Annotated in this window: 18 protein-coding genes; 10 read left to right on the forward strand and 8 right to left on the reverse strand. The window is 71.6% G+C overall.

The genetic code is table 11. From position 1 onward, the window contains the following. The first annotated feature begins 10 nt into the window (after positions 1–10). Together NOCA_RS07910 and NOCA_RS07915 are read left to right on the forward strand one after the other, a co-directional pair. Positions 11–778, forward strand: coding sequence for an SDR family NAD(P)-dependent oxidoreductase (locus NOCA_RS07910; RefSeq protein WP_011754747.1), 768 nt, complete (start codon positions 11–13; stop codon positions 776–778). 103 nt (positions 779–881) lie between these two features. Beyond that, entirely contained in the window at positions 882–1,910 is a 1,029-nt protein-coding gene (locus NOCA_RS07915) for a DUF3048 domain-containing protein (protein WP_011754748.1), read from the forward strand. Positions 1,911–1,944: 34 nt separating this feature from the next. Here the strand turns inward: NOCA_RS07915 and NOCA_RS07920 are convergent, their stop codons facing one another. Next, a complete protein-coding gene (locus NOCA_RS07920; RefSeq protein WP_011754749.1) occupies positions 1,945–2,649 on the reverse strand; it encodes a TetR/AcrR family transcriptional regulator in 705 nt (234 codons plus the stop codon). A gap of 138 nt (positions 2,650–2,787) precedes the next feature. Between NOCA_RS07920 and NOCA_RS07925 the strand changes: the two genes are divergently transcribed. The 5 genes from NOCA_RS07925 (at position 2,788) to NOCA_RS07945 (ending at position 6,883) form a co-directional block, all read left to right on the forward strand. Next, entirely contained in the window at positions 2,788–3,324 is a 537-nt protein-coding gene (locus NOCA_RS07925; RefSeq protein WP_011754750.1) for a hypothetical protein, read from the forward strand. Between the two features lie 148 nt (positions 3,325–3,472). Then, positions 3,473–4,030, forward strand: coding sequence for a YqgE/AlgH family protein (locus NOCA_RS07930; protein WP_041546378.1), 558 nt, complete (start codon positions 3,473–3,475; stop codon positions 4,028–4,030). 137 nt (positions 4,031–4,167) lie between these two features. Beyond that, on the forward strand, positions 4,168–4,434 hold the full coding sequence (locus NOCA_RS07935) for a DUF3039 domain-containing protein (protein ID WP_041547232.1): 267 nt from the start codon (positions 4,168–4,170) through the stop codon (positions 4,432–4,434). After that, positions 4,431–6,227, forward strand: coding sequence for a DEAD/DEAH box helicase (locus NOCA_RS07940; protein ID WP_011754753.1), 1,797 nt, complete (start codon positions 4,431–4,433; stop codon positions 6,225–6,227). The genes NOCA_RS07935 and NOCA_RS07940 overlap by 4 nt, the downstream gene beginning before the upstream one ends. A gap of 17 nt (positions 6,228–6,244) precedes the next feature. After that, complete coding sequence (locus NOCA_RS07945; protein WP_041546379.1) at positions 6,245–6,883, forward strand: IclR family transcriptional regulator; 639 nt, start codon at positions 6,245–6,247, stop codon at positions 6,881–6,883. Between the two features lie 49 nt (positions 6,884–6,932). On the opposite strand, the gene NOCA_RS25600 is transcribed toward NOCA_RS07945, so the two are convergent. Continuing rightward, on the reverse strand, positions 6,933–8,561 hold the full coding sequence (locus NOCA_RS25600) for a methyl-accepting chemotaxis protein (protein WP_011754755.1): 1,629 nt from the start codon (positions 8,559–8,561) through the stop codon (positions 6,933–6,935). Between the two features lie 78 nt (positions 8,562–8,639). Then, positions 8,640–9,107 carry an Lrp/AsnC family transcriptional regulator gene (locus NOCA_RS07955; protein ID WP_011754756.1) on the reverse strand — a complete coding sequence of 156 codons (468 nt, stop codon included), beginning with the start codon at positions 9,105–9,107 and terminating at the stop codon, positions 8,640–8,642. Positions 9,108–9,189: 82 nt separating this feature from the next. Between NOCA_RS07955 and hppD the strand changes: the two genes are divergently transcribed. Continuing rightward, positions 9,190–10,383, forward strand: coding sequence for a 4-hydroxyphenylpyruvate dioxygenase (hppD, locus tag NOCA_RS07960; RefSeq protein ID WP_011754757.1), 1,194 nt, complete (start codon positions 9,190–9,192; stop codon positions 10,381–10,383). Between the two features lie 168 nt (positions 10,384–10,551). Here the strand turns inward: hppD and NOCA_RS07965 are convergent, their stop codons facing one another. Then, entirely contained in the window at positions 10,552–11,772 is a 1,221-nt protein-coding gene (locus NOCA_RS07965; protein WP_011754758.1) for an MFS transporter, read from the reverse strand. Continuing rightward, complete coding sequence (locus NOCA_RS07970) at positions 11,769–12,242, reverse strand: MarR family winged helix-turn-helix transcriptional regulator (protein ID WP_011754759.1); 474 nt, start codon at positions 12,240–12,242, stop codon at positions 11,769–11,771. Before NOCA_RS07970 ends, NOCA_RS07965 begins: the two co-directional genes overlap by 4 nt. A gap of 60 nt (positions 12,243–12,302) precedes the next feature. On the opposite strand from NOCA_RS07970, the gene NOCA_RS07975 reads away from it, so the two are divergent. After that, positions 12,303–12,839: a DUF1697 domain-containing protein gene (locus tag NOCA_RS07975; protein ID WP_011754760.1), complete on the forward strand. Its 537-nt coding sequence runs from the start codon at positions 12,303–12,305 to the stop codon at positions 12,837–12,839. Between the two features lie 65 nt (positions 12,840–12,904). After that, positions 12,905–14,740 (forward strand): bifunctional metallophosphatase/5'-nucleotidase, encoded by a 1,836-nt coding sequence (locus tag NOCA_RS07980; RefSeq protein WP_041546382.1) that lies wholly within the window; start codon positions 12,905–12,907, stop codon positions 14,738–14,740. 51 nt (positions 14,741–14,791) lie between these two features. On the opposite strand, the gene NOCA_RS07985 is transcribed toward NOCA_RS07980, so the two are convergent. Genes NOCA_RS07985 through NOCA_RS07995 form a run of 3 tightly spaced genes read right to left on the reverse strand, consistent with a single transcriptional unit; the run spans position 14,792 to position 17,355 of the window. After that, positions 14,792–15,562, reverse strand: coding sequence for an enoyl-CoA hydratase (locus NOCA_RS07985; protein WP_011754762.1), 771 nt, complete (start codon positions 15,560–15,562; stop codon positions 14,792–14,794). Then, entirely contained in the window at positions 15,555–16,139 is a 585-nt protein-coding gene (locus NOCA_RS07990) for a nicotinamidase (protein ID WP_011754763.1), read from the reverse strand. Before NOCA_RS07990 ends, NOCA_RS07985 begins: the two co-directional genes overlap by 8 nt. A 13-nt stretch (positions 16,140–16,152) precedes the next feature. Beyond that, complete coding sequence (locus NOCA_RS07995) at positions 16,153–17,355, reverse strand: ROK family transcriptional regulator (RefSeq protein WP_011754764.1); 1,203 nt, start codon at positions 17,353–17,355, stop codon at positions 16,153–16,155. Positions 17,356–17,538 lie beyond the last annotated feature (183 nt).

Below are 17,538 nucleotides of genomic sequence, written 5' to 3' on the forward strand. Positions count from 1 at the left end.
AGCAGCACCCATGGGCCGTTTTGACGGACGCGTCGTCGTCGTCACCGGAGCCGCGCGCGGCATCGGGTTCGGGACCGCCACCCGCTTCGCCGAGGAGGGCGCCTCGGTCGCCGTCCTCGACCTGGACGAGGCCTCCGCGGCCGAGGCGGCCGCCAAGCTGCCGGTCAGCGGCGGCGCGAAGGCCGTCGGCATCGGCTGCGACGTCAGCGACAGCGCGGCCGCGGAGGCCGCCGTCGAGCGGGTCGTCGCCGAGCTGGGCGGCATCCACGTGCTGGTCAACAACGCCGGCATCACCCGCGACAACCTGCTGTTCAAGATGACCGAGGACGACTGGGACCTGGTCATGAACGTGCACCTGCGGGGCGCGTTCCTCATGACCCGGGCGGCGCAGAAGCACTTCGTCGCCCAGAAGTACGGCAAGATCCTCAACCTCTCGAGCGTCTCCGCCCTCGGCAACCGGGGCCAGGCCAACTACTCCGCGGCCAAGATGGGCATCCAGGGCCTCACCCGCACGCTCGGCATCGAGCTGGGCCCGTTCGGCATCAACGCGAACGCGATCGCCCCGGGCTTCATCGCCACCGAGATGACCGACGCCACCGCGGCCCGGCTCAAGATGGACGTCGATGAGTTCCGCAAGCTCAACGCCGAGGCCAACCCGGTGCGCCGCGTGGGCTACCCGGAGGACATCGCGGCCGCCGCGGCCTTCCTGTGCAGCGACGAGGCGTCGTACATCACCGGCCAGACCCTGTACGTCGACGGCGGCGCCAAGCTCGGCTAGAGGGGAACCGAATCCCCGGGCGCGCCTCCCCACGTCGGTGCCGCGCCGCTGCACACTTGAAGTCGACCAGTTCACACGAGTTTCAACGAAACGGAGCGATCCCGTGCGCCGTGCCCGCCTCACCTCGACCTCGACCCTGGCGGCCATCGCCGTCGCCGCGAGCCTCGTGCTCGCCGGCTGCGGCGGTGGCTCGGACTCCAGCGACGAAGACCAGACGCCCGCCTCGCAGCAGGTCGCCGGCGCCGAGGAGGTCGCGGCGACCTGGCCGCTGACCGGGCTCCCGGTCACCGGTGACGAGGAGGTCGCGCAGGAGCACCCCGTGCTCGTCACGAAGATGGACAACACCTACGCCAGCGCGCCGCAGGTCGGCCTCGGCTCGGCGGACCTGGTGGTCGAGGAGCTGGTGGAGGGCGGGCTGACCCGGCTCGCGGCCTTCTACTACTCCGAGATCCCGGAGCTGGTCGGTCCGGTGCGGTCGATGCGGGCCAGCGACATCGGCATCGTGTCCCCGGTCGACGGCACCATGGTCACCAGCGGTGCTGCGGGGCAGACGATCGCGCGGATCCGCGGCGCCGGGATCCCGTTCTTCGCCGAGGGCTCGAAGGGCTTCGCGCGGGACAGCTCCCGCAGCGCGCCGTACAACCTCTTCGCGAACCTCGCCGACGTCGCGACCGAGGCGGCGACCGACGCGACCCGCCCCGACGACTACCTGCCGTGGGGCCCGGAGGAGGACTTCCCCAAGGGGCAGCCGGCGAAGAAGATCGCCGCGGTGTTCGGCGGCGGGCACACCACCAACTGGACCTTCGACGGCAAGGGCTACGTCAACGAGAACACCTACGCGGCCGACGGCGACGAGTTCCCGGCCGACACGGTGCTGGTGCTCCGGGTCACCGTGGGCGACGCGGGCTACCGCGACCCGGCGGGCAACCCGGTGCCCGAGACCAAGCTCGAGGGCAAGGGCGAGGCGATGATCTTCCACGGCGGCCGGCTGGTGCGCGGCACCTGGAAGAAGACCGGCCTGGACGCGCCGATCACGCTGTCGACCAAGGCCGGTGAGCTGGAGGTCCCGGTGGGGCACACCTGGATCGAGCTGGTCCCCGCGGCGAACGGGAACGTCACCTTCACCAAGTAGGTGCGGCTCCCGGTGGGCCCGGCTCGGGGCGGACTCAGGAGGTCGTCTCGACGACCTCGCCGGACGGCAGCTCGACACCGCTCTCGGCCAGGGCCTGGAAGCCGGCCAGGATGAAGCCGATCGCGGTCTCCACGTTCGCGGCTGCCTGGATCGGGTCGGGTGCGCTCGACACGGACTCCCCGGCCGAGGACATCGCGCCGAAGAAGATCCGCGCGAAGGTCTGCTGCAGCGCGTCGTCGAGGTCCCACTTGCCGGCGGCCAGCACGGACTGGACGATCTCCAGCACGTTGGCGAACGTGGAGCGCTCCTCCTGCTCGCGGTAGCGCTCGTAGCCGAGGACCGAGGGCCCCTCCTGGATCACGATCCGGCGGTATCGCGCCTCCTGCACCACGGCCAGGAACGCGCGGAGCCCCGCCTGCGCCTTCTCCCACGGGTCGCGGTGGCCCTTGAGGGCCTTCTGGATCGCGCGGGCGGCGTCCTGCTCGACCCGCTCGAAGACCGCCTCGAACAGCGCCTGCTTGCCGCTGTAGTGGTGGTAGAGCGCGCCCTTGGTGACCCGGGCCCCGGCGACGATCGCGTCCAGCGAGGTCGCGGCGTACCCGTTCTCGGTGAACAGCTCCTCCGCGACATCGACCAGCGCCCGCTTCGTGGAGGCGGAGTACTGCTGGCGACGGCTGCCGCCCGGCACCGGGACGCCGGGCACCCGCGGCACGAGCTTGGAGACCGAGGACTTGCTCATAGTCCCGGCAGCCTAATACCGACGGTCGGTACGGGTGATCACCATCACCGCGGGCCGGATTGCGTACCGTCGGTGCGGTTACGTACCGTGGGTACGTACTTACGGTATGTAGGCCGCGCCCCCTCGAAGGAGCAGACCATGACCTGGAAGTCCTTCCACTCTCGCGGTGAGATCCTCCGCGACGTCATCACCACCGCCAACACCCGCCGCGACGGCATCCTCCCGATGGACGTCGACGGCGTGGCCGAGACCTTCGGCGACCCGCTCACCCTGCTCGGCGCGCTCCAGCTGCGCTGGCACACCCGCCTCGCCGGCCGGATCGAGCGCGAGCTCGGGCAGCAGCCGATGGACCTCGAGGGGTCCGTCATCACCGCCTGGCAGGCCACCGCGGACGAGCTGCCCGGGGTGCTCGCGATCATCGACCACTACCGGGCCGAGCCCCTCGACGCCGCCATGGCCGAGGCGATGGCCAAGTCGGCCGACAAGGAGCACGTCCTGCTGGCCATGATGGCCGGCCGGGTCAGTGCTCCCGACCGGACCGCGGTCCGGGTCGGCGCCGCGATCGAGGCGCACGCGCGAGCGACGTACCGCCCGGTCCGGCCGGTCGTGCCCTCGCGGCGCGCCAGCCACCACCCGCGGCTGCTCGCCCGCCTCAAGGCCGCCCTCGCGGCCTAGCTGTCCCCATCAGGCAGCCCCCGATCCGGCAGCCCCGACCGACGCCCCTCCCTCCCAGCGGACCTCCCACCCGCGAACTCCCGGTGCGTCGGGCGGGGCTGTCGTCATCCAGCCTCCGGTGTCTGGTGCGGTGGGCGATGATGGGGACATGACCGAGGCGCGGGCCGGGATGCTGCTCGTGGCCACGCCTGCGCTCCTGGACCCGAACTTCGCCGACACCGTCGTGCTGCTGCTCGACGTCGACGAGCAGGGCGCCCTCGGTGTCGTCCTCAACCGGCCGTCGGCGATCCCCGTCGACGACGTGCTCGACGGGTGGGGCGACGTAGCCGCCGAGCCCGAGGTGCTCTTCCAGGGCGGTCCGGTCGGCCTCCAGGGCGCCCTCGCCGTCGCCCTGCTGGCGCGCGCCGACGACGTCCCGGTCGGGTTCCGGGTGGTCGACGGCCGGCTCGGCCTGGTCGACCTGGACACCCCGCTCGAGCTGGTCCGCGGGGGGCTCGAGGGGCTGCGGGTCTTCGCCGGGTACGCCGGCTGGGGCGCCGACCAGCTGCGCGACGAGATCGAGGAGGGCAGCTGGTACGTCGTCCCCGGCGAGGCTCGCGACGTGTTTCGCTCCGACGCCTCCGACCTGTGGCGCGACGTGTTGCGCCGCCAGCCCGGCGAGCTCGCCTGGCACTCCACCCGCCCCTTCGACCCCGACCTCAACTGAGCTGAGTCGGCGCGTCTTGCCCGCTGAGAGGGCGCGAGTCGGCGCGTCTTGCCCGCTCACTTGTGGAGGGGGTGGGCATGATGCGCCGACTCGTCCCGGTGGCGGATGGGTCGATTACAGTGGGGGCCGTGACGACCATCGGCTTTTCGACAGACACCGATGTCCGCGAGGACCGGCGTACCGTCCCGACCGATGAGGGGGACCACGAGCGGTTCTCGCACTACGTCGACAAGGACAAGCTGACCGAGGCGATGGTGATGGGGACCCCGGTCGTCGCGCTGTGCGGCAAGGTCTGGGTGCCGAGCCGGGCGCCCGAGCAGTTCCCCGTCTGCCCCGACTGCAAGGAAGTCTGGGAGTCCCTGCGCGACGAGTCCGGCGGCGGCAAGTCGGGTAGCGGCGAGTGACGGGTCGGCCGGAGGCCGACCCCCGACCCACCGCGCTGACACCGGCCTGGCCGGAGCGCGCTGCCTGGGGGACGGCGCCGTCGCTGCGCGCGTGGCAGTCGGCGGCGATGCGGCAGTACTTCGAGGACCTGCCGCGCGACTTCCTCGCGGTCGCGACGCCGGGGGCCGGCAAGACCACGTTCGCACTGTCGGTCGCGGCCGAGCTGCTCGGCCGCCGGCTGGTCGACCGGGTCACGATCGTCGCGCCGACCGAGCACCTCAAGCTCCAGTGGGCCGAGGCCGCCGCGCGGGCGGGCATCCCGATCGACCCGACGTACGCCGCCGGCAAGGGCAAGACGTCGCGCGACTACGTCGGTATCGCCGTGACCTATGCGGGCGTCGCGGTGAACCCGCTCGCCATGCGGATCCGCACCGAGCGCTTCAAGACCCTGGTGATCCTCGACGAGGTGCACCACGCGGGCGACGCGCTGAGCTGGGGCGAGGGCGTCCGCGAGGCCTTCGAGCCCGCCACCCGCCGGCTCGCGCTGACCGGCACACCGTTCCGCTCCGACGTGAACCCGATCCCGTTCGTCACCTATGCGCCCGGCCCGGACGGGGTCCCGCGCTCGGTGGCGGACTTCACCTACGGCTACGCCCACGCGCTCGCCGACCACGTCGTGCGGCCGGTGCTGTTCCTGGCCTACTCCGGGGAGATGCAGTGGCGCACCCGGGCCGGCGACGAGATCGCCGCCCGGCTCGGGGAGCCGCTGACCAAGGACCTCACCGCCCAGGCACTGCGCACCGCGCTCGACCCGGGCGGGTCCTGGATCCCGTCCGTGCTGGCGGCGGCCGACAAGCGGCTGTCCGAGGTGCGCCGCCACGTCCCGGACGCGGGCGGGCTGGTCATCGCCACCGACCAGGACTCGGCCCGCGCCTACGCGAAGGTCCTCAAGCAGATCAGCGGCGAGCCCGCGACCGTGGTGCTCTCCGACGAGAAGCTGGCGTCCAAGCGGATCTCGGAGTTCACCGAGAGCGACCGGCGCTGGATGGTCGCGGTCCGGATGGTCTCCGAGGGCGTCGACGTGCCCCGGCTGGCGGTGGGCGTCTACGCGACGACCACCTCGACGCCGCTGTTCTTCGCCCAGGCCGTCGGGCGCTTCGTCCGGGCCCGGACCCGGGGCGAGACCGCGTCGGTGTTCCTGCCGTCCGTGCCCAGCCTGCTGGGTTTCGCCTCCGAGCTGGAGGTCGAGCGCGACCACGTGCTCGGCCGCCGGATCACCGACGAGGCCGACATCTTCGCGGCCGAGAACGACCTGCTCGCGCAGGCGAACGCCGGAGAGGCGGCCTCCGACGAGCTGGACAACAGCTGGGAGGCGCTCGGCTCCGAGGCCCGCTTCGACCGGGTGCTGTACGACGGCGGCGAGTTCGGTCACTCCGGCGAGGTGCACGTCGGGTCGGAGGAGGAGATGGACTTCCTCGGCATCCCCGGCCTGCTCGAGCCGCACCAGGTCCGCGAGCTGCTCCAGACCCGGCAGAGCGAGCGCGCCCGGAAGCAGCGAGCGGCCGCCCCGGAGCACGACCGGACCGGGGACTCGATCGCCGAGGTGTCGACCCACGAGCACCTCGCGACCCTGCGCCGCGAGCTCAACGGGCTGGTGGCCGCCTGGCACCACCGGACCGGCCAGGCGCACGGGATCACCCACGCCGCGCTGCGCAAGGAGTGCGGCGGCCCGGCCGCGGCCGTCGCCACCGCCGACCAGCTGCACGCGCGGATCGACCGGCTCCGGGAGTGGGCGGCCCGCAAGACCTCCTGATCCCTACACTCAGGAGCGTGCCGGCCGAGACCTCCCAGACGCTGGACCGCGGGCTGCGGGTCCTCGACGTGCTCGCCCGCGCGAGCGACGGACTGACGGTCACCGAGCTGGCCGCCCGGCTCGAGGTCAACCGGACCGTCGTCTACCGCCTGGTGAGCACGCTCGAGCAGCACGCGCTGGTACGGCGGGATCCGCGCGGGCGGCTGCACCTGGGACTACGCGTGCTGCACCTGGCCTCGGCGGTGCAGCCGGTGCTGCGCGACCTCGCCGTACCCGTGCTGCGTGAGCTGGCCGAGTCGGTCGGCTGCACGGCGCACCTCACGGTCGCCGACGGCGAGGAGGCGCTCGCGCTCGCGGTCGTCGAGCCGTCGTGGACCGACTTCCACGTGAGCTACCGGATCGGCGCGCGGCATCCGCTGAGCCAGGGTGCGGCCGGGAAGGCGATCCTGCTGGGCCGGCGCTCCGACGGCGGGTCCGTCGCGGTGACGACCGGTGAGCTCCAGCCCGGAGCCCGGGGGATCGCTGCGCCCGTGCGGGGCGTCGAGGGTCTCGAGGCGAGCGTCGGCATCATCACGCTGGGCACCGACCTCGACGTGGACGCCGTCGGCCCGGTCGTCCGCCGGGCCGCCGAGGAGGTCGCGGCCCGGCTCTCGTGAGAGCCGGGCCGTCCCCCCTCGACCTCCCCCGATCCGGGTCGGCGCTGCGTCAGTAGGTGAAGCGGCCGACCAGCGCCTGCATGTCGGCGGCCATCCGGGCCAGGTCCTCGGCGGCCTGGCTGGTGCTGGAGGCCGCGGCGGTGTTCTCGGTCGCGGCCCGGGCGACACCGGTGATGGTCTGCGCGATGTCGGCCGAGCCGGTGGCGGCCTCGGCGACGTTGCGCGACATCTCGTTGGTGGTCGCGGTCTGCTCCTCGACCGCCGAGGCGATCGTGGTCTGGGTGTCGCTGATCTGGGCGATGATCCCGGAGATCTCGCCGATGGCGACGACGGCCTCGCCGGTGTCGGCCTGGATGGCCTCGATCCGGCGGCTGATGTCCTCGGTGGCGCGGGCGGTCTCCTGGGCCAGCTCCTTGACCTCGTTGGCGACCACGGCGAAGCCCTTGCCGGCCTCGCCGGCGCGGGCGGCCTCGATGGTGGCGTTGAGCGCCAGCAGGTTGGTCTGCTCGGCGATCGAGTTGATCACCTTGATCACGTTGCCGACCTCGGAGGAGGACTCGCCGAGCTTCGTGACGGTCGCCGTGGTGGCTTCGGCGGCCTCGACGGCGCGACCGGCGACCGCGGCGGCATCGGTGGCGTTGTGGGCGATCTCGCGGATCGATGCCGACATCTGCTCGGTGCCGGCGGCGACGGTCTGCACGTTGTGGGACACCTGGTCGGCGGCGGCCGCGACCAGGCCGGTCTGGCTCGCGGCGTCGGCGGCGGTGCCGGACATCTGCGTCGAGACCGTGCTGAGCCGCTCGGAGGCCGCGCTGAGGTCGTCGGCGTTCGAGCTCATCTGACGCAGCGACCCGGAGATCGAGTCGAGCGCCTCGTCGAGGGCGGTGGACATCTGCCCGACCTCGTCGCGCCGGTCCAGGCCGGCACGCACGTCCAGGTGGCCCTCGGCCACGCGGCGCAGCTGGGTGACCATGTGTCGCATCGGCCGCACCACCGAGCGAGTGACGATCAGCAGCATCGCGACGGCCACCGCGATGGCCAGGCCGAGCGCGATCAGGACCAGCCGCTTGCCGGCCGCCAGATCCGCGTCCTGCTGGTTCTGCAGCTTCTCCACCCGGGCGTCGATGAGCTTGTGGAAGCGGTCGTAGGCGTCGTACGTCGCGGACCAGGACTCCCCGGCGGGCCCGCCGTTGATGCTGTCCATCACCGCGGGCAGCGCGTCGAGGCCCTGGCTCTTCAGCTGGGCGCGCAGCTTGACGTCCTCCGCGAAGAACTGGTCGAAGTTGGCCTTCGCCTCGGCGATGATCGCGCTCTCCTCGGGTGTGAGCATCGAGGTGTCCATGGTGGCGAAGAGGTCGTCGATGCCCGCCTGCGACTCGGTGAAGCCCTGCACGTTGTAGGCGTCGTCGGCCAGGCCCTTCTCGACACCCATCGCGGCGGCGTCGGCGATGTAGAGGCCCTGCCAGCCGGTGATGTCGTTGATGGCGATGAGGAGCTGGTCGCCGATCTGCTGCCCCTGTTGGGCCGCCGTGACCTGGTCCTCGACCACGCCGGCGTCGTGCTGCGTCTTCAGGTCCAGGGCGAACGCGCCCAGCCATACGACGCCGCACAGGGCGAACACCGCGCCCAGGCGCACTCCGATCTGCAGGTTGTCGGCCTTGCGCAGGAACTTCAACACGACTCTCCTCATCCGCACGTGGGGGAGGCAGCAAGGGATCGCCCGCTGCCGTTGCCCAGAGATCGGCGAGAAGCCCGCTCAGCTGAGGGTTCGCGCGAGGGGAAGCATCCGGTAGGGGACCTGCGTGGCCAGGGCGATCACGGTCGAGGACCGCACGATCGTCGGCGCCTCGAGCACCCGGTCGATCACCCGCTGCAGGTCGGAGTTCGACCGGGCGACGACGCGGGCCCACAGGTCGCCGGCACCGGTGATCGTGTGCACCTCGAGCACCTCGGGGATCGAGGCGAGGTGGGCACCGACCGTGTCGTGGCCGCCCTGGCGGGCGCCCTGCCGGATCTCCAGGGTCAGGAAGGCCGTCACCGGGTAGCCCAGCGCGGCGGGCGAGAGATCGGGGCCCCAGCCGGTGATCACGCCGGTGGCGGTGAGCTTGTCCAGACGCGCCTGGACGGTGCCACGGGCCACCCCGAGGCGCCGCGAGGCCTCGAGGACGCCGAGACGCGGACGCTCGGCGAACAGCTCGATCAACCTGCCGTCGAGGTCGTCCATCCTGATGCCTCCGACTGTACAAATTGCCCAGTGTGTCGGGTTAGTGTTGCACATCCTGTGTGACCCTGACCACGCTGCGGGCATGACACTGACACCGGACGAGCTCAAGGCCGACCTGACCCTCGACCAGCTCAAGGAGCTGGTCGGCCTCGTGGAGTACGACGCCGCCAACGACCCCTTCCCGGTGATCGCCCAGGACGCCGTCTGCTTCGTGGTCGGCAACGCCACCCAGACCGCGTCCTTCTACCAGCTCGCGCTCGGGATGGAGCTCGAGGCCTACCGTGGCCCGGAGAACGGGTGTCGCGAGTCCAAGTCCTACGTGCTGCGCTCGGGCAGCGCCCGGTTCGTCTTCACCGGCGGGGTCACCCCGGACAGCCCGGTGCTCGACCACCACCGCAGGCACGGCGACGGGGTCGTCGACCTGGCGATGGAGGTGCCCGACGTCGACCGGTGCATCGAGCACGCCCGGGCGATGGGCGCCACGATCCTGGTGGAGCCCCACGACGAGACCGACGAGCACGGCACGGCCCGGCTCGCCGCGATCGCGACGTACGGCGAGACCCGCCACACCCTGGTCGACCGCTCGCGCTACTCCGGCCCCTACCTGCCCGGCTACGCGCCGGCCACGACCACGGTGACCCGCCGCGAGGGCCGGCCCAAGCGCCTGTTCCAGGCGATCGACCACTGCGTCGGGAACGTCGAGCTCGGCCGCATGGACGAGTGGGTGACGTTCTACAACAGGGTGCTCGGCTTCACGAACATGGCCGAGTTCATCGGCGACGACATCGCGACCGACTACTCCGCGCTGATGTCCAAGGTCGTCGCGAGCGGCAACCACCGGGTGAAGTTCCCGCTCAACGAGCCCGCCGTGGCGAAGAAGAAGTCCCAGATCGACGAGTACCTCGAGTTCTACGACGGTGCCGGCTGCCAGCACATCGCGCTGGCGACCAACGACATCCTGCGCAGCGTCGACGTCCTGCGCGAGAACGGCATCCAGTTCCTCGACACCCCGGACTCCTACTACGACGACCCCGAGCTGCGCGCCCGGATCGGCGAGGTGCGGGTGCCGATCGAGGAGCTGAAGAAGCGCAAGATCCTCGTCGACCGCGACGAGGACGGCTACCTGCTGCAGATCTTCACCAAGCCGATGGGGGACCGGCCGACGGTCTTCTACGAGTTCATCGAACGGCACGGCTCGCTCGGCTTCGGCAAGGGCAACTTCAAGGCGCTGTTCGAGGCGATCGAGCGCGAGCAGGAGCTCCGCGGCAACCTCTGAGGCTCGGGTCGTGTGCCTGACGACGCGCCATGGCGCGTGCTGAGGCACACGACCCCGCGGGTGCGCCTAGGCTGGGCGACGAGCGTTCCCCCGGGAGGGAGACGCCCACGGTCTCCCTTCTGGGAGGGAGCAACGCCCCGGCCGCCACGGCAGCCGGGGCGTTGATCGTCAGGCCAGGTCGCCGAGCAGCTCCGCCTCGGCCTCGGCGGCGGAGTGGGACGCGGGCGTGCCGACCAGGGCCCGCCGGATCGTGGTGCTGCCGGCGGCGATGACCACGACCCCGACGGTGACGGCCGCGGCGCCGAACCAGAACGGCGCGGCCGCTCCGTGGCGCTCGAAGAGCTTCATCGCGACGTACGGACCGATCGCACCGCCGGTGAACCGGACGAAGGAGTACGCCGCCGAGGCGACCGCCCGCTCGACCGGGGCCGCGCCCATGACCGCTTCGGTCACCAGCGTGTTGTTGATGCCGAGGAGCCCGCCGATCACCACGATGCCGACGGTGATCGTGGTCTCGTTCCCGGAGTTCACCGCCAGCACCGCGAGCACCGCCGCGAACAGGGCCAGCACCGCGGTCAGCGTGGGCAGCGTGCCGAAGCGCCGCTGCAGCCACGGCGCGAGGACCACGGAGGTGAACGCCAGCAGCACACCCCAGCCGAAGAACGTCCAGCCGATCTCCATGATCCCGTAGCTCGGCAGTGCGAACGGTCCGGCGGCCATCAGCGTGAAGAACCCCAGGTTGTAGCAGACCGCGACCAGCGCGAGCAGCAGCAGTGCCGGGTGGCGCAGGGCCCGGAACGGGTCGGCGAGCGACGTACGCCGACCCTGAGGCGGCGTGGCCGGGAGCATCAGCGCGGTCGCGACCGCCGCGATCGTCATCAGCGTGGACACGCCGTAGAAGGGCGCGCGCCAGGACTGCTCGCCGAGCAGGCCGCCGACCAGCGGGCCGGAGGCGATGCCCAGGCCGAGGGCGGCCTCGAACAGGATGACGGCCTGCGCGACCGAGCCCTTCGACGACTGCACGATCGTCGCCAGCGCGGTCGCGACGAAGAGCGCGTTGCCGAGACCCCACCCGGCCCGGAAGCCGATCACGGCGCCGACGGAGCCCGACGAGCCGGCCAGTGCGGCGAACACGACGATGAGCACCAGCCCCGAGAGCAGGGTCCGCTTCGCGCCGATCCGGCTCGAGACCACGCCCGTCACGAGCATCGCGACGCCCATCACCGCCATGTAGCTGCTGAACAGCAGCGACACCTGGCTGCCGGTCGCGCCGAGGTCGGCCGCGATCTCCTTGAGGATCGGGTCGACCAGCCCGATGCCCATGAAGCCGATGACGCAGGCGAAGGCGACGGCCCAGACGGCGCGGGGCTGCTTGAGGAACGAGCTCACGAGGGGTTTCCCTTCTCGAGGACACCGCGCAGCACGGCGACCGCCGTGGCCAGGTCCTCGGTGGTCAGAGCGGGGTGGTCGGCGACGAGCGCGGCGATGCGTTCGCCGTGGCGACGGCGTACGACGGCGAGCTCGGCGCGACCTGCGTCGGTGAGCGCCACGACGGTGCCACGCGCGTCCTCGGGGTTCGGCGCCTTGGTGACCCACCCGCGCTCGACGAGCTGGGTGACCAGGGCCGACATGGTCGGCTGCGAGCAGCGGTCGGCCGCGGCCAGGTGGGTGACGCCGAGCGGTCCGTGCTCGTCGAGCAACGAGATCACCCGGGTGCCGGCGGGGAGCTCGAGCTCCCGGCGTACGGCGCGGACGAGGCGGGCGGCATGCACGACCAGGTCGCTGGCGAGGTCGCGGGTCAGGTCGCTCCCGTGCGCGGAGCCGTCGGCGTCGGCGTCGGTCTGATCGGCGGGTGGCACGTCCAGCGACAGTACATAGGAATCCTATGTACTTCCACGTGACGTGGACCACCCGGCATCATGCGGTGGGTGGCCACCTACATCGGCTTCCTGCGCGCGATCAACCTCGGGGCGAAGCGGAAGTTCCCCCAGGACGCGATCCGGGCGGCGGTCGAGGCGGCCGGGGGGACCGACGTCGAGACCTACCTCAACACCGGCAACGTCCGCTTCGACACCCGGCTGCGCTCGCGTGCCCGGATCGAGCGGACGCTGGAGGACGCGTTCGAGGCCGACCGCGGGTTCGCGGTGCCGACGATCGTGTTCACGCCGACGCAGCTGCGCGAGATCGCGGACCGGGCGGCGAGCTTCGGGCACGGGGGCCGGCACTACGTCTCGCTGCTGAAGGAGTCGCCCTCCGCAGCGGCCGTCGCGGAGGTCGAGGCGCTGGCGAGTGCCGAGGAGGTCGCGCGCGTCTCCGGACGCGCCGTGCACCTCCTGCTGGGCGCGAACTACCACCAGGCGCGGCTCACCAACGCGGTGATCGAGCGGCACCTCGGCGTCGCCACGAATCGAAACCTGACGGTCATCGAGGCGTTGGCCGACAAATGGGCTCGCTGATGCCCCGGGAGTGATAGGACATTTCTTGTTCCTATCGATTCCAGGAGGAAGTTGTGTCCCAAGTCATGCCCTCACGCCGCGCCGTGCTCGCGGGCGGCGTCACCGGGGGAGCGGCCCTTGCCGCGTCCGGGTATGTCACGCCGTCGTACGCCTCGGAGGTGGACTCCCGCATCGGCAGAAGAGGGGTCCGGCTGACCGTGCTCGGCACCACCGACCTGCACGGCAACGTCTACAACTGGGACTACTTCAAGAACAAGGAGTTCGACAACTCCGCCCACGACGACATCGGCATCGCCAAGGTCACGACCCTGGTCAAGGCGATGCGCGAGGAGCGCCGCGGCGAGCCGATCCTCACGCTGGACGCCGGCGACACCATCCAGGGCACGCCGCTGGCCTACTACTACGCCCGGATCGCGCCGATCACGGCCGGTGGCATCCACCCGATGGCCAACGCCATGAACCTGGTCGGCTACGACGCCGCCGCCCTCGGCAACCACGAGTTCAACTACGGGCTGGACACGCTGCGGACCTTCGAGGACCAGCTGAACTTCCCGCTGCTCGGGGCGAACGCCGTCGACCCCGCGACCGGGCTGCCGGCGTTCGCGCCGTACCTGATCAAGACCTTCCGCGTCGGCCGCGGCCGCAAGCTCCGCGTCGGTGTGCTCGGTCTCACCAACCCCGGCATCGCGATCTGGGACAAGGCCAACGTCGAGGGGAAGATGGAGTTCCCCGGCCTGGTCGAGCAGGCCAAGAAGTTCGTGCCGAAGATGAAGGCCAAGGGCTGCGACGTCGTCATCGTCTCCGCGCACTCCGGCGCGGACACCTCCTCGTCGTACGGCGATGCGCTGCCGTTCCCCGAGAACGCCGCGTCCCTCGTCGCCGAGCAGGTCCCGCACGTCGACGCGATCCTGGTCGGCCACGCGCACAAGGAGATCGCGCAGCGGTTCGTGCGCAACAAGGTCACCGGCCAGCAGGTGCTGCTGTGCGAGCCGTACTACTGGGGCATGCGGCTGGCGGTCATGGATCTCGTCGTGCACGAGTCCTACACCAAGCAGGGCCGGCTCAAGTGGATCGTGACGGGAAGCGGCGCCCAGCTGCTCAACTCGAACACCGTCGACGCGGACCCTGCGGTCGCGGCAGCGGTCCAGGAGCAGCACGACACCGTCGTGTCGTACGTGAACAGCCCGGTGGGCAGCTCGGCCGCAGCGATGTCGGCGGCACGCGCCGTGGTCGAGGACGTTCCGATCATCGACTTCGTGAACTACGTGCAGGCCGACGCGGTCAAGGCCGGTCTCAGTGGCGCCGCCGCGGCGCTCCCGGTGCTCTCCATCGCGGCGCCGTTCAACCGCAGCGCGTCCTTCCCGTCCGGTGAGGTGACCGTGCGTGACGTTGCGGGCCTCTACATCTACGACAACACGCTGCTGGCGGTCCAGGTCAGCGGTGCGGACCTCAAGGCCTACCTCGAGTACAGCGCCCGCTACTTCAAGAAGATCTCCGGCACCGGGCCGTTCACGATGGACCAGGTCACCAACGCGGTCACCAGCACGGCCCCGAACGGCACGCCGGACTACAACTACGACGCCGTCGCGGGGCTGGACGCACCGCTGACCTACGACATCGACATCTCCCAGGAGGTCGGGTCGCGGATCATCGGGCTGTCCTACGACGGCAAGCTGGTCGGCGACGCCGACCAGTTCGTGCTGGCCGTCAACAACTACCGCCAGTCCGGTGGCGGCGGGTTCCCGGCGGTCTCCACCGCCCCGGTCGTCTACAACCGGCAGAACGAGATCCGCCAGCTGCTCATCGACTGGGTCACCGCCCACGGAACCATCGACCCGGCCCAGTTCGCCTCCGTCGACTGGCGCCTGGTCTCCGGTGGCCAGCCGATCACGGTGAGCTGAGCGTCGCCGACCGTCGCGCCCTCCTTCGCCGCGAGGCGGGGGAGGGCGCGGCTACTCGCCGCGGAACACCGGCCGGCGATGCTCGGAGAAGGCGCGCATCCCCTCGGCGGCGTCGGCGGTGCGGAGCAGGACGGTCTGGCCGGTGCGCTCGCGCTCGAGGGCGGCGTCCAGGCCGGCGAGGGTCGCCGCGTTGACCGCCTTCTTGCTCGCGGCCAGGGCCAGCGGCGGTCCGGTGGCGAGGCGGCCGGCGAGCGCGTCGACGTACGACGCGAGCTCGTGGTCCGGGACCAGATGGCTGACCAGGCCGACCCGGTGCGCCTCCGCGGCGCCCAGCGGCTCGGCGAGCAGGGCCATCCGCATCGCACGGGTCCGGCCGATCGCGGCCGCCACCGTCAGCGAGGCACCGCCGTCGAGCATCAGGCCGATCCGCGAGAACGCCAGGAGGAAGGTCGCGGAGGAGCCGGCGACGACCAGGTCGGCGGCGAGGGCGGTCGAGCACCCCACGCCGGCAGCCATCCCGTTGACCGCGGCGAGGACCGGCTTGGGACACGACGTGATCGCGCGGACGATCCGGTTCGCCCGGTCGAGCGCCGAGACGTCGAGGTGCTCGTGGGCGTCGGCGCCGGAGATGTCCGCTCCTGCGGAGAACGCCGAGCCTGCCCCGGTGATCACCACGACCCGGACCTCGTCACGACCGGTCGCCGCCTCGATCGTGCCGGCGAGCTCGTCGGCCATCTCGCCGGTGAGCGCGTTGAGCAGCTCCGGGCGGTTGAACCTCAGCCGCAGCACCCCGTCGGTGGTGTCGACCTCGAGGTCAGGCAACGCTCACCCCGGCGGCCCGCATCTCCTCGAGCGCCGCGGCCGAGGTGTCCGGGGCCACGCCCGCGCACAGGTCGGCGAGGAGCCGCGTCGTGAAGCCCTCCCGCACGGCGTCCAGGGCGGTCTTGCGCACGCAGTAGTCGGTCGCGATGCCGCACACGTCCACCTCGGTCACGCCGCGCGACCGCAGCCACTCGGCCAGCCCCACCCCCTCGACGGTGCGGCCCTCGAACCCGGAGTACGCCGCCTGGTGCTCGCCCTTGAAGAAGATGGCGTCGAACGGCTGGGGGTCGAGGTTCGGGTGGAAGGAGGCGCCGTCGGTCCCCACCCGGCAGTGCACCGGCCAGGAGTCGAGGTAGTCCGGCTCGCGGGACCAGTGCTCGCCCGGATCTATGTGGTGGTCCTTGGTGGCCACTACGTGCGCGTAGTCGGGCGCCCCGGGCCCCTGCACGCTCCACAGGTGCAGGACCTCGGCGATGTCTGCCGCCACCCGCGCCCCGCCCGCCACCGGCAGTGAGCCGCCTTCGCAGAAGTCGTTCTGCACGTCGGTCACGACGAGGGCACGCTTCGACTCGCTCATGCCCTGGAGTCTGTCACCCGGCGCCGTGCGACCGGGAGTGCTGGCGGCCCGACCGGGGGGCCTCGAGAGGGTCGAGGGCGACGGCGATCGCGCCCATGACCTCGGCACGCTCGCCGAGCGCGCCCCCGAGGACGGTGATCGCCGCGGCCGTGGTCGGTTGGGAGTATCGGTCCAGCGCGTCCCGGATCCCGGCCTGCAGCGCCGGCGCGGCACCGAAGCCGCCGCCGACCACGACCTGCTCGGGGTTGAGCATGTTCGCGATGTTGGCGAGCACCCGGCCGATCCGGCGGCCGAAGTCGTTGAGCGCCCGGGTGGCGCCCGCGTCGCCCGACTGGGCCAGCTCCAGGATGCGCGGGACGGTCAGCTGCTCGTCGTACGCCGGCTGGAGCAGCTCCACGAGCTTGGGTCCGGACACCTCGGTCTCCAGGCAGCCGCGGCTCCCGCAGCGACACATCACGCCGTTCACGTCGACCTGGACGTGGCCCAGCTCGCCGGCGATCCCGGTGGCTCCCGTGACCAGGTGGCCGTCGACGATCAGTCCGGCGCCGATGCCCGTGGAGGCCTTGACGTAGATGACGTCGCGGTGACCGCACGCGGCGCCGTACGCAAGCTCCCCGCGGGCTCCGAGGTGGGCGTCGTTGTGGACCCGGGCGATGACTCCGGTCCGCTCCGCCAGCTCGGCGGCCGGCTGGAGCCCGCGCCAGGTGGGGAGGATCCCGGAGGTCATCCGGCCCCCGCGGTCCACCGGGCCGGGAATGCCCAGGCCGGCCCCGCGCACGTCCGAGAGCTCGTGGCCCGACTCCGCGAGCAGCTCGTCGAGCAGGGTCGCCACGCGATCCATCGACTCGCGCGGCGAGTCATCGACATCGAGGGCCACCGAGCGTTCGAGGACGATGGTCGAGTCCGGCCGGGCCAGGGCGACCCGGACGTGGCGGTGCCCGACGTCGATGCCGGCGACCACCCCGGTCAGGGCCGCGAGCTCGAGGAGGATCGGCGGCCGGCCGCTGCGGCCCTTGTACGGCGTGCCGCGGTCGAGACGCTCGACCAGCACGCCCTGGTCGAGGAGCTGGACGACCAGGCTGGACACGGTCGATCGGGACAGGCCGGTGCGCCGCATCAGGTCCGCACGGGAGAGCGCCCCGGTCTGCTCGATGGTGGAGATCACCAGGGCGAGATTGGCGGCGCGCAGCTCGCCGAGGGATCCGCCTTGAGCCATGCGTCGAGGGTACCGGATTCATTCGGGATCCGGACATAACATTCCGGCATCTTCCTACCTTTGATCCTTGACCCGAACTAATAGGGCTCTTAGCGTGGCGACAGGAGCCTCGGTCGGGCTCCTGAGCAACCTTTCGCGCGGCAGCACTCGGAATGTTCGCAAAGGCGCGACAACTTCAAATGA

Source organism: Nocardioides sp. JS614 (assembly GCF_000015265.1).
Classification (GTDB): domain Bacteria; phylum Actinomycetota; class Actinomycetes; order Propionibacteriales; family Nocardioidaceae; genus Nocardioides.

What these genes read in the sequence shown, in the direction of transcription:
- NOCA_RS07925 (WP_011754750.1), top strand. Translation starts at nt 2,788, where the DNA reads ATGACCTGGAAGTCCTTCCACTCTCGCGGTGAGATCCTCCGCGACGTC.
- hppD (WP_011754757.1), top strand. Translation starts at nt 9,190, where the DNA reads ATGACACTGACACCGGACGAGCTCAAGGCCGACCTGACCCTCGACCAG.
- NOCA_RS07910 (WP_011754747.1), top strand. Translation starts at nt 11, where the DNA reads ATGGGCCGTTTTGACGGACGCGTCGTCGTCGTCACCGGAGCCGCGCGC.
- NOCA_RS07975 (WP_011754760.1), top strand. Translation starts at nt 12,303, where the DNA reads ATGCGGTGGGTGGCCACCTACATCGGCTTCCTGCGCGCGATCAACCTC.
- NOCA_RS07995 (WP_011754764.1), bottom strand. Translation starts at nt 17,355, where the DNA reads ATGGCTCAAGGCGGATCCCTCGGCGAGCTGCGCGCCGCCAATCTCGCC.
- NOCA_RS07930 (WP_041546378.1), top strand. Translation starts at nt 3,473, where the DNA reads ATGACCGAGGCGCGGGCCGGGATGCTGCTCGTGGCCACGCCTGCGCTC.
- NOCA_RS07920 (WP_011754749.1), bottom strand. Translation starts at nt 2,649, where the DNA reads ATGAGCAAGTCCTCGGTCTCCAAGCTCGTGCCGCGGGTGCCCGGCGTC.
- NOCA_RS07980 (WP_041546382.1), top strand. Translation starts at nt 12,905, where the DNA reads ATGCCCTCACGCCGCGCCGTGCTCGCGGGCGGCGTCACCGGGGGAGCG.
- NOCA_RS07990 (WP_011754763.1), bottom strand. Translation starts at nt 16,139, where the DNA reads ATGAGCGAGTCGAAGCGTGCCCTCGTCGTGACCGACGTGCAGAACGAC.
- NOCA_RS07955 (WP_011754756.1), bottom strand. Translation starts at nt 9,107, where the DNA reads ATGGACGACCTCGACGGCAGGTTGATCGAGCTGTTCGCCGAGCGTCCG.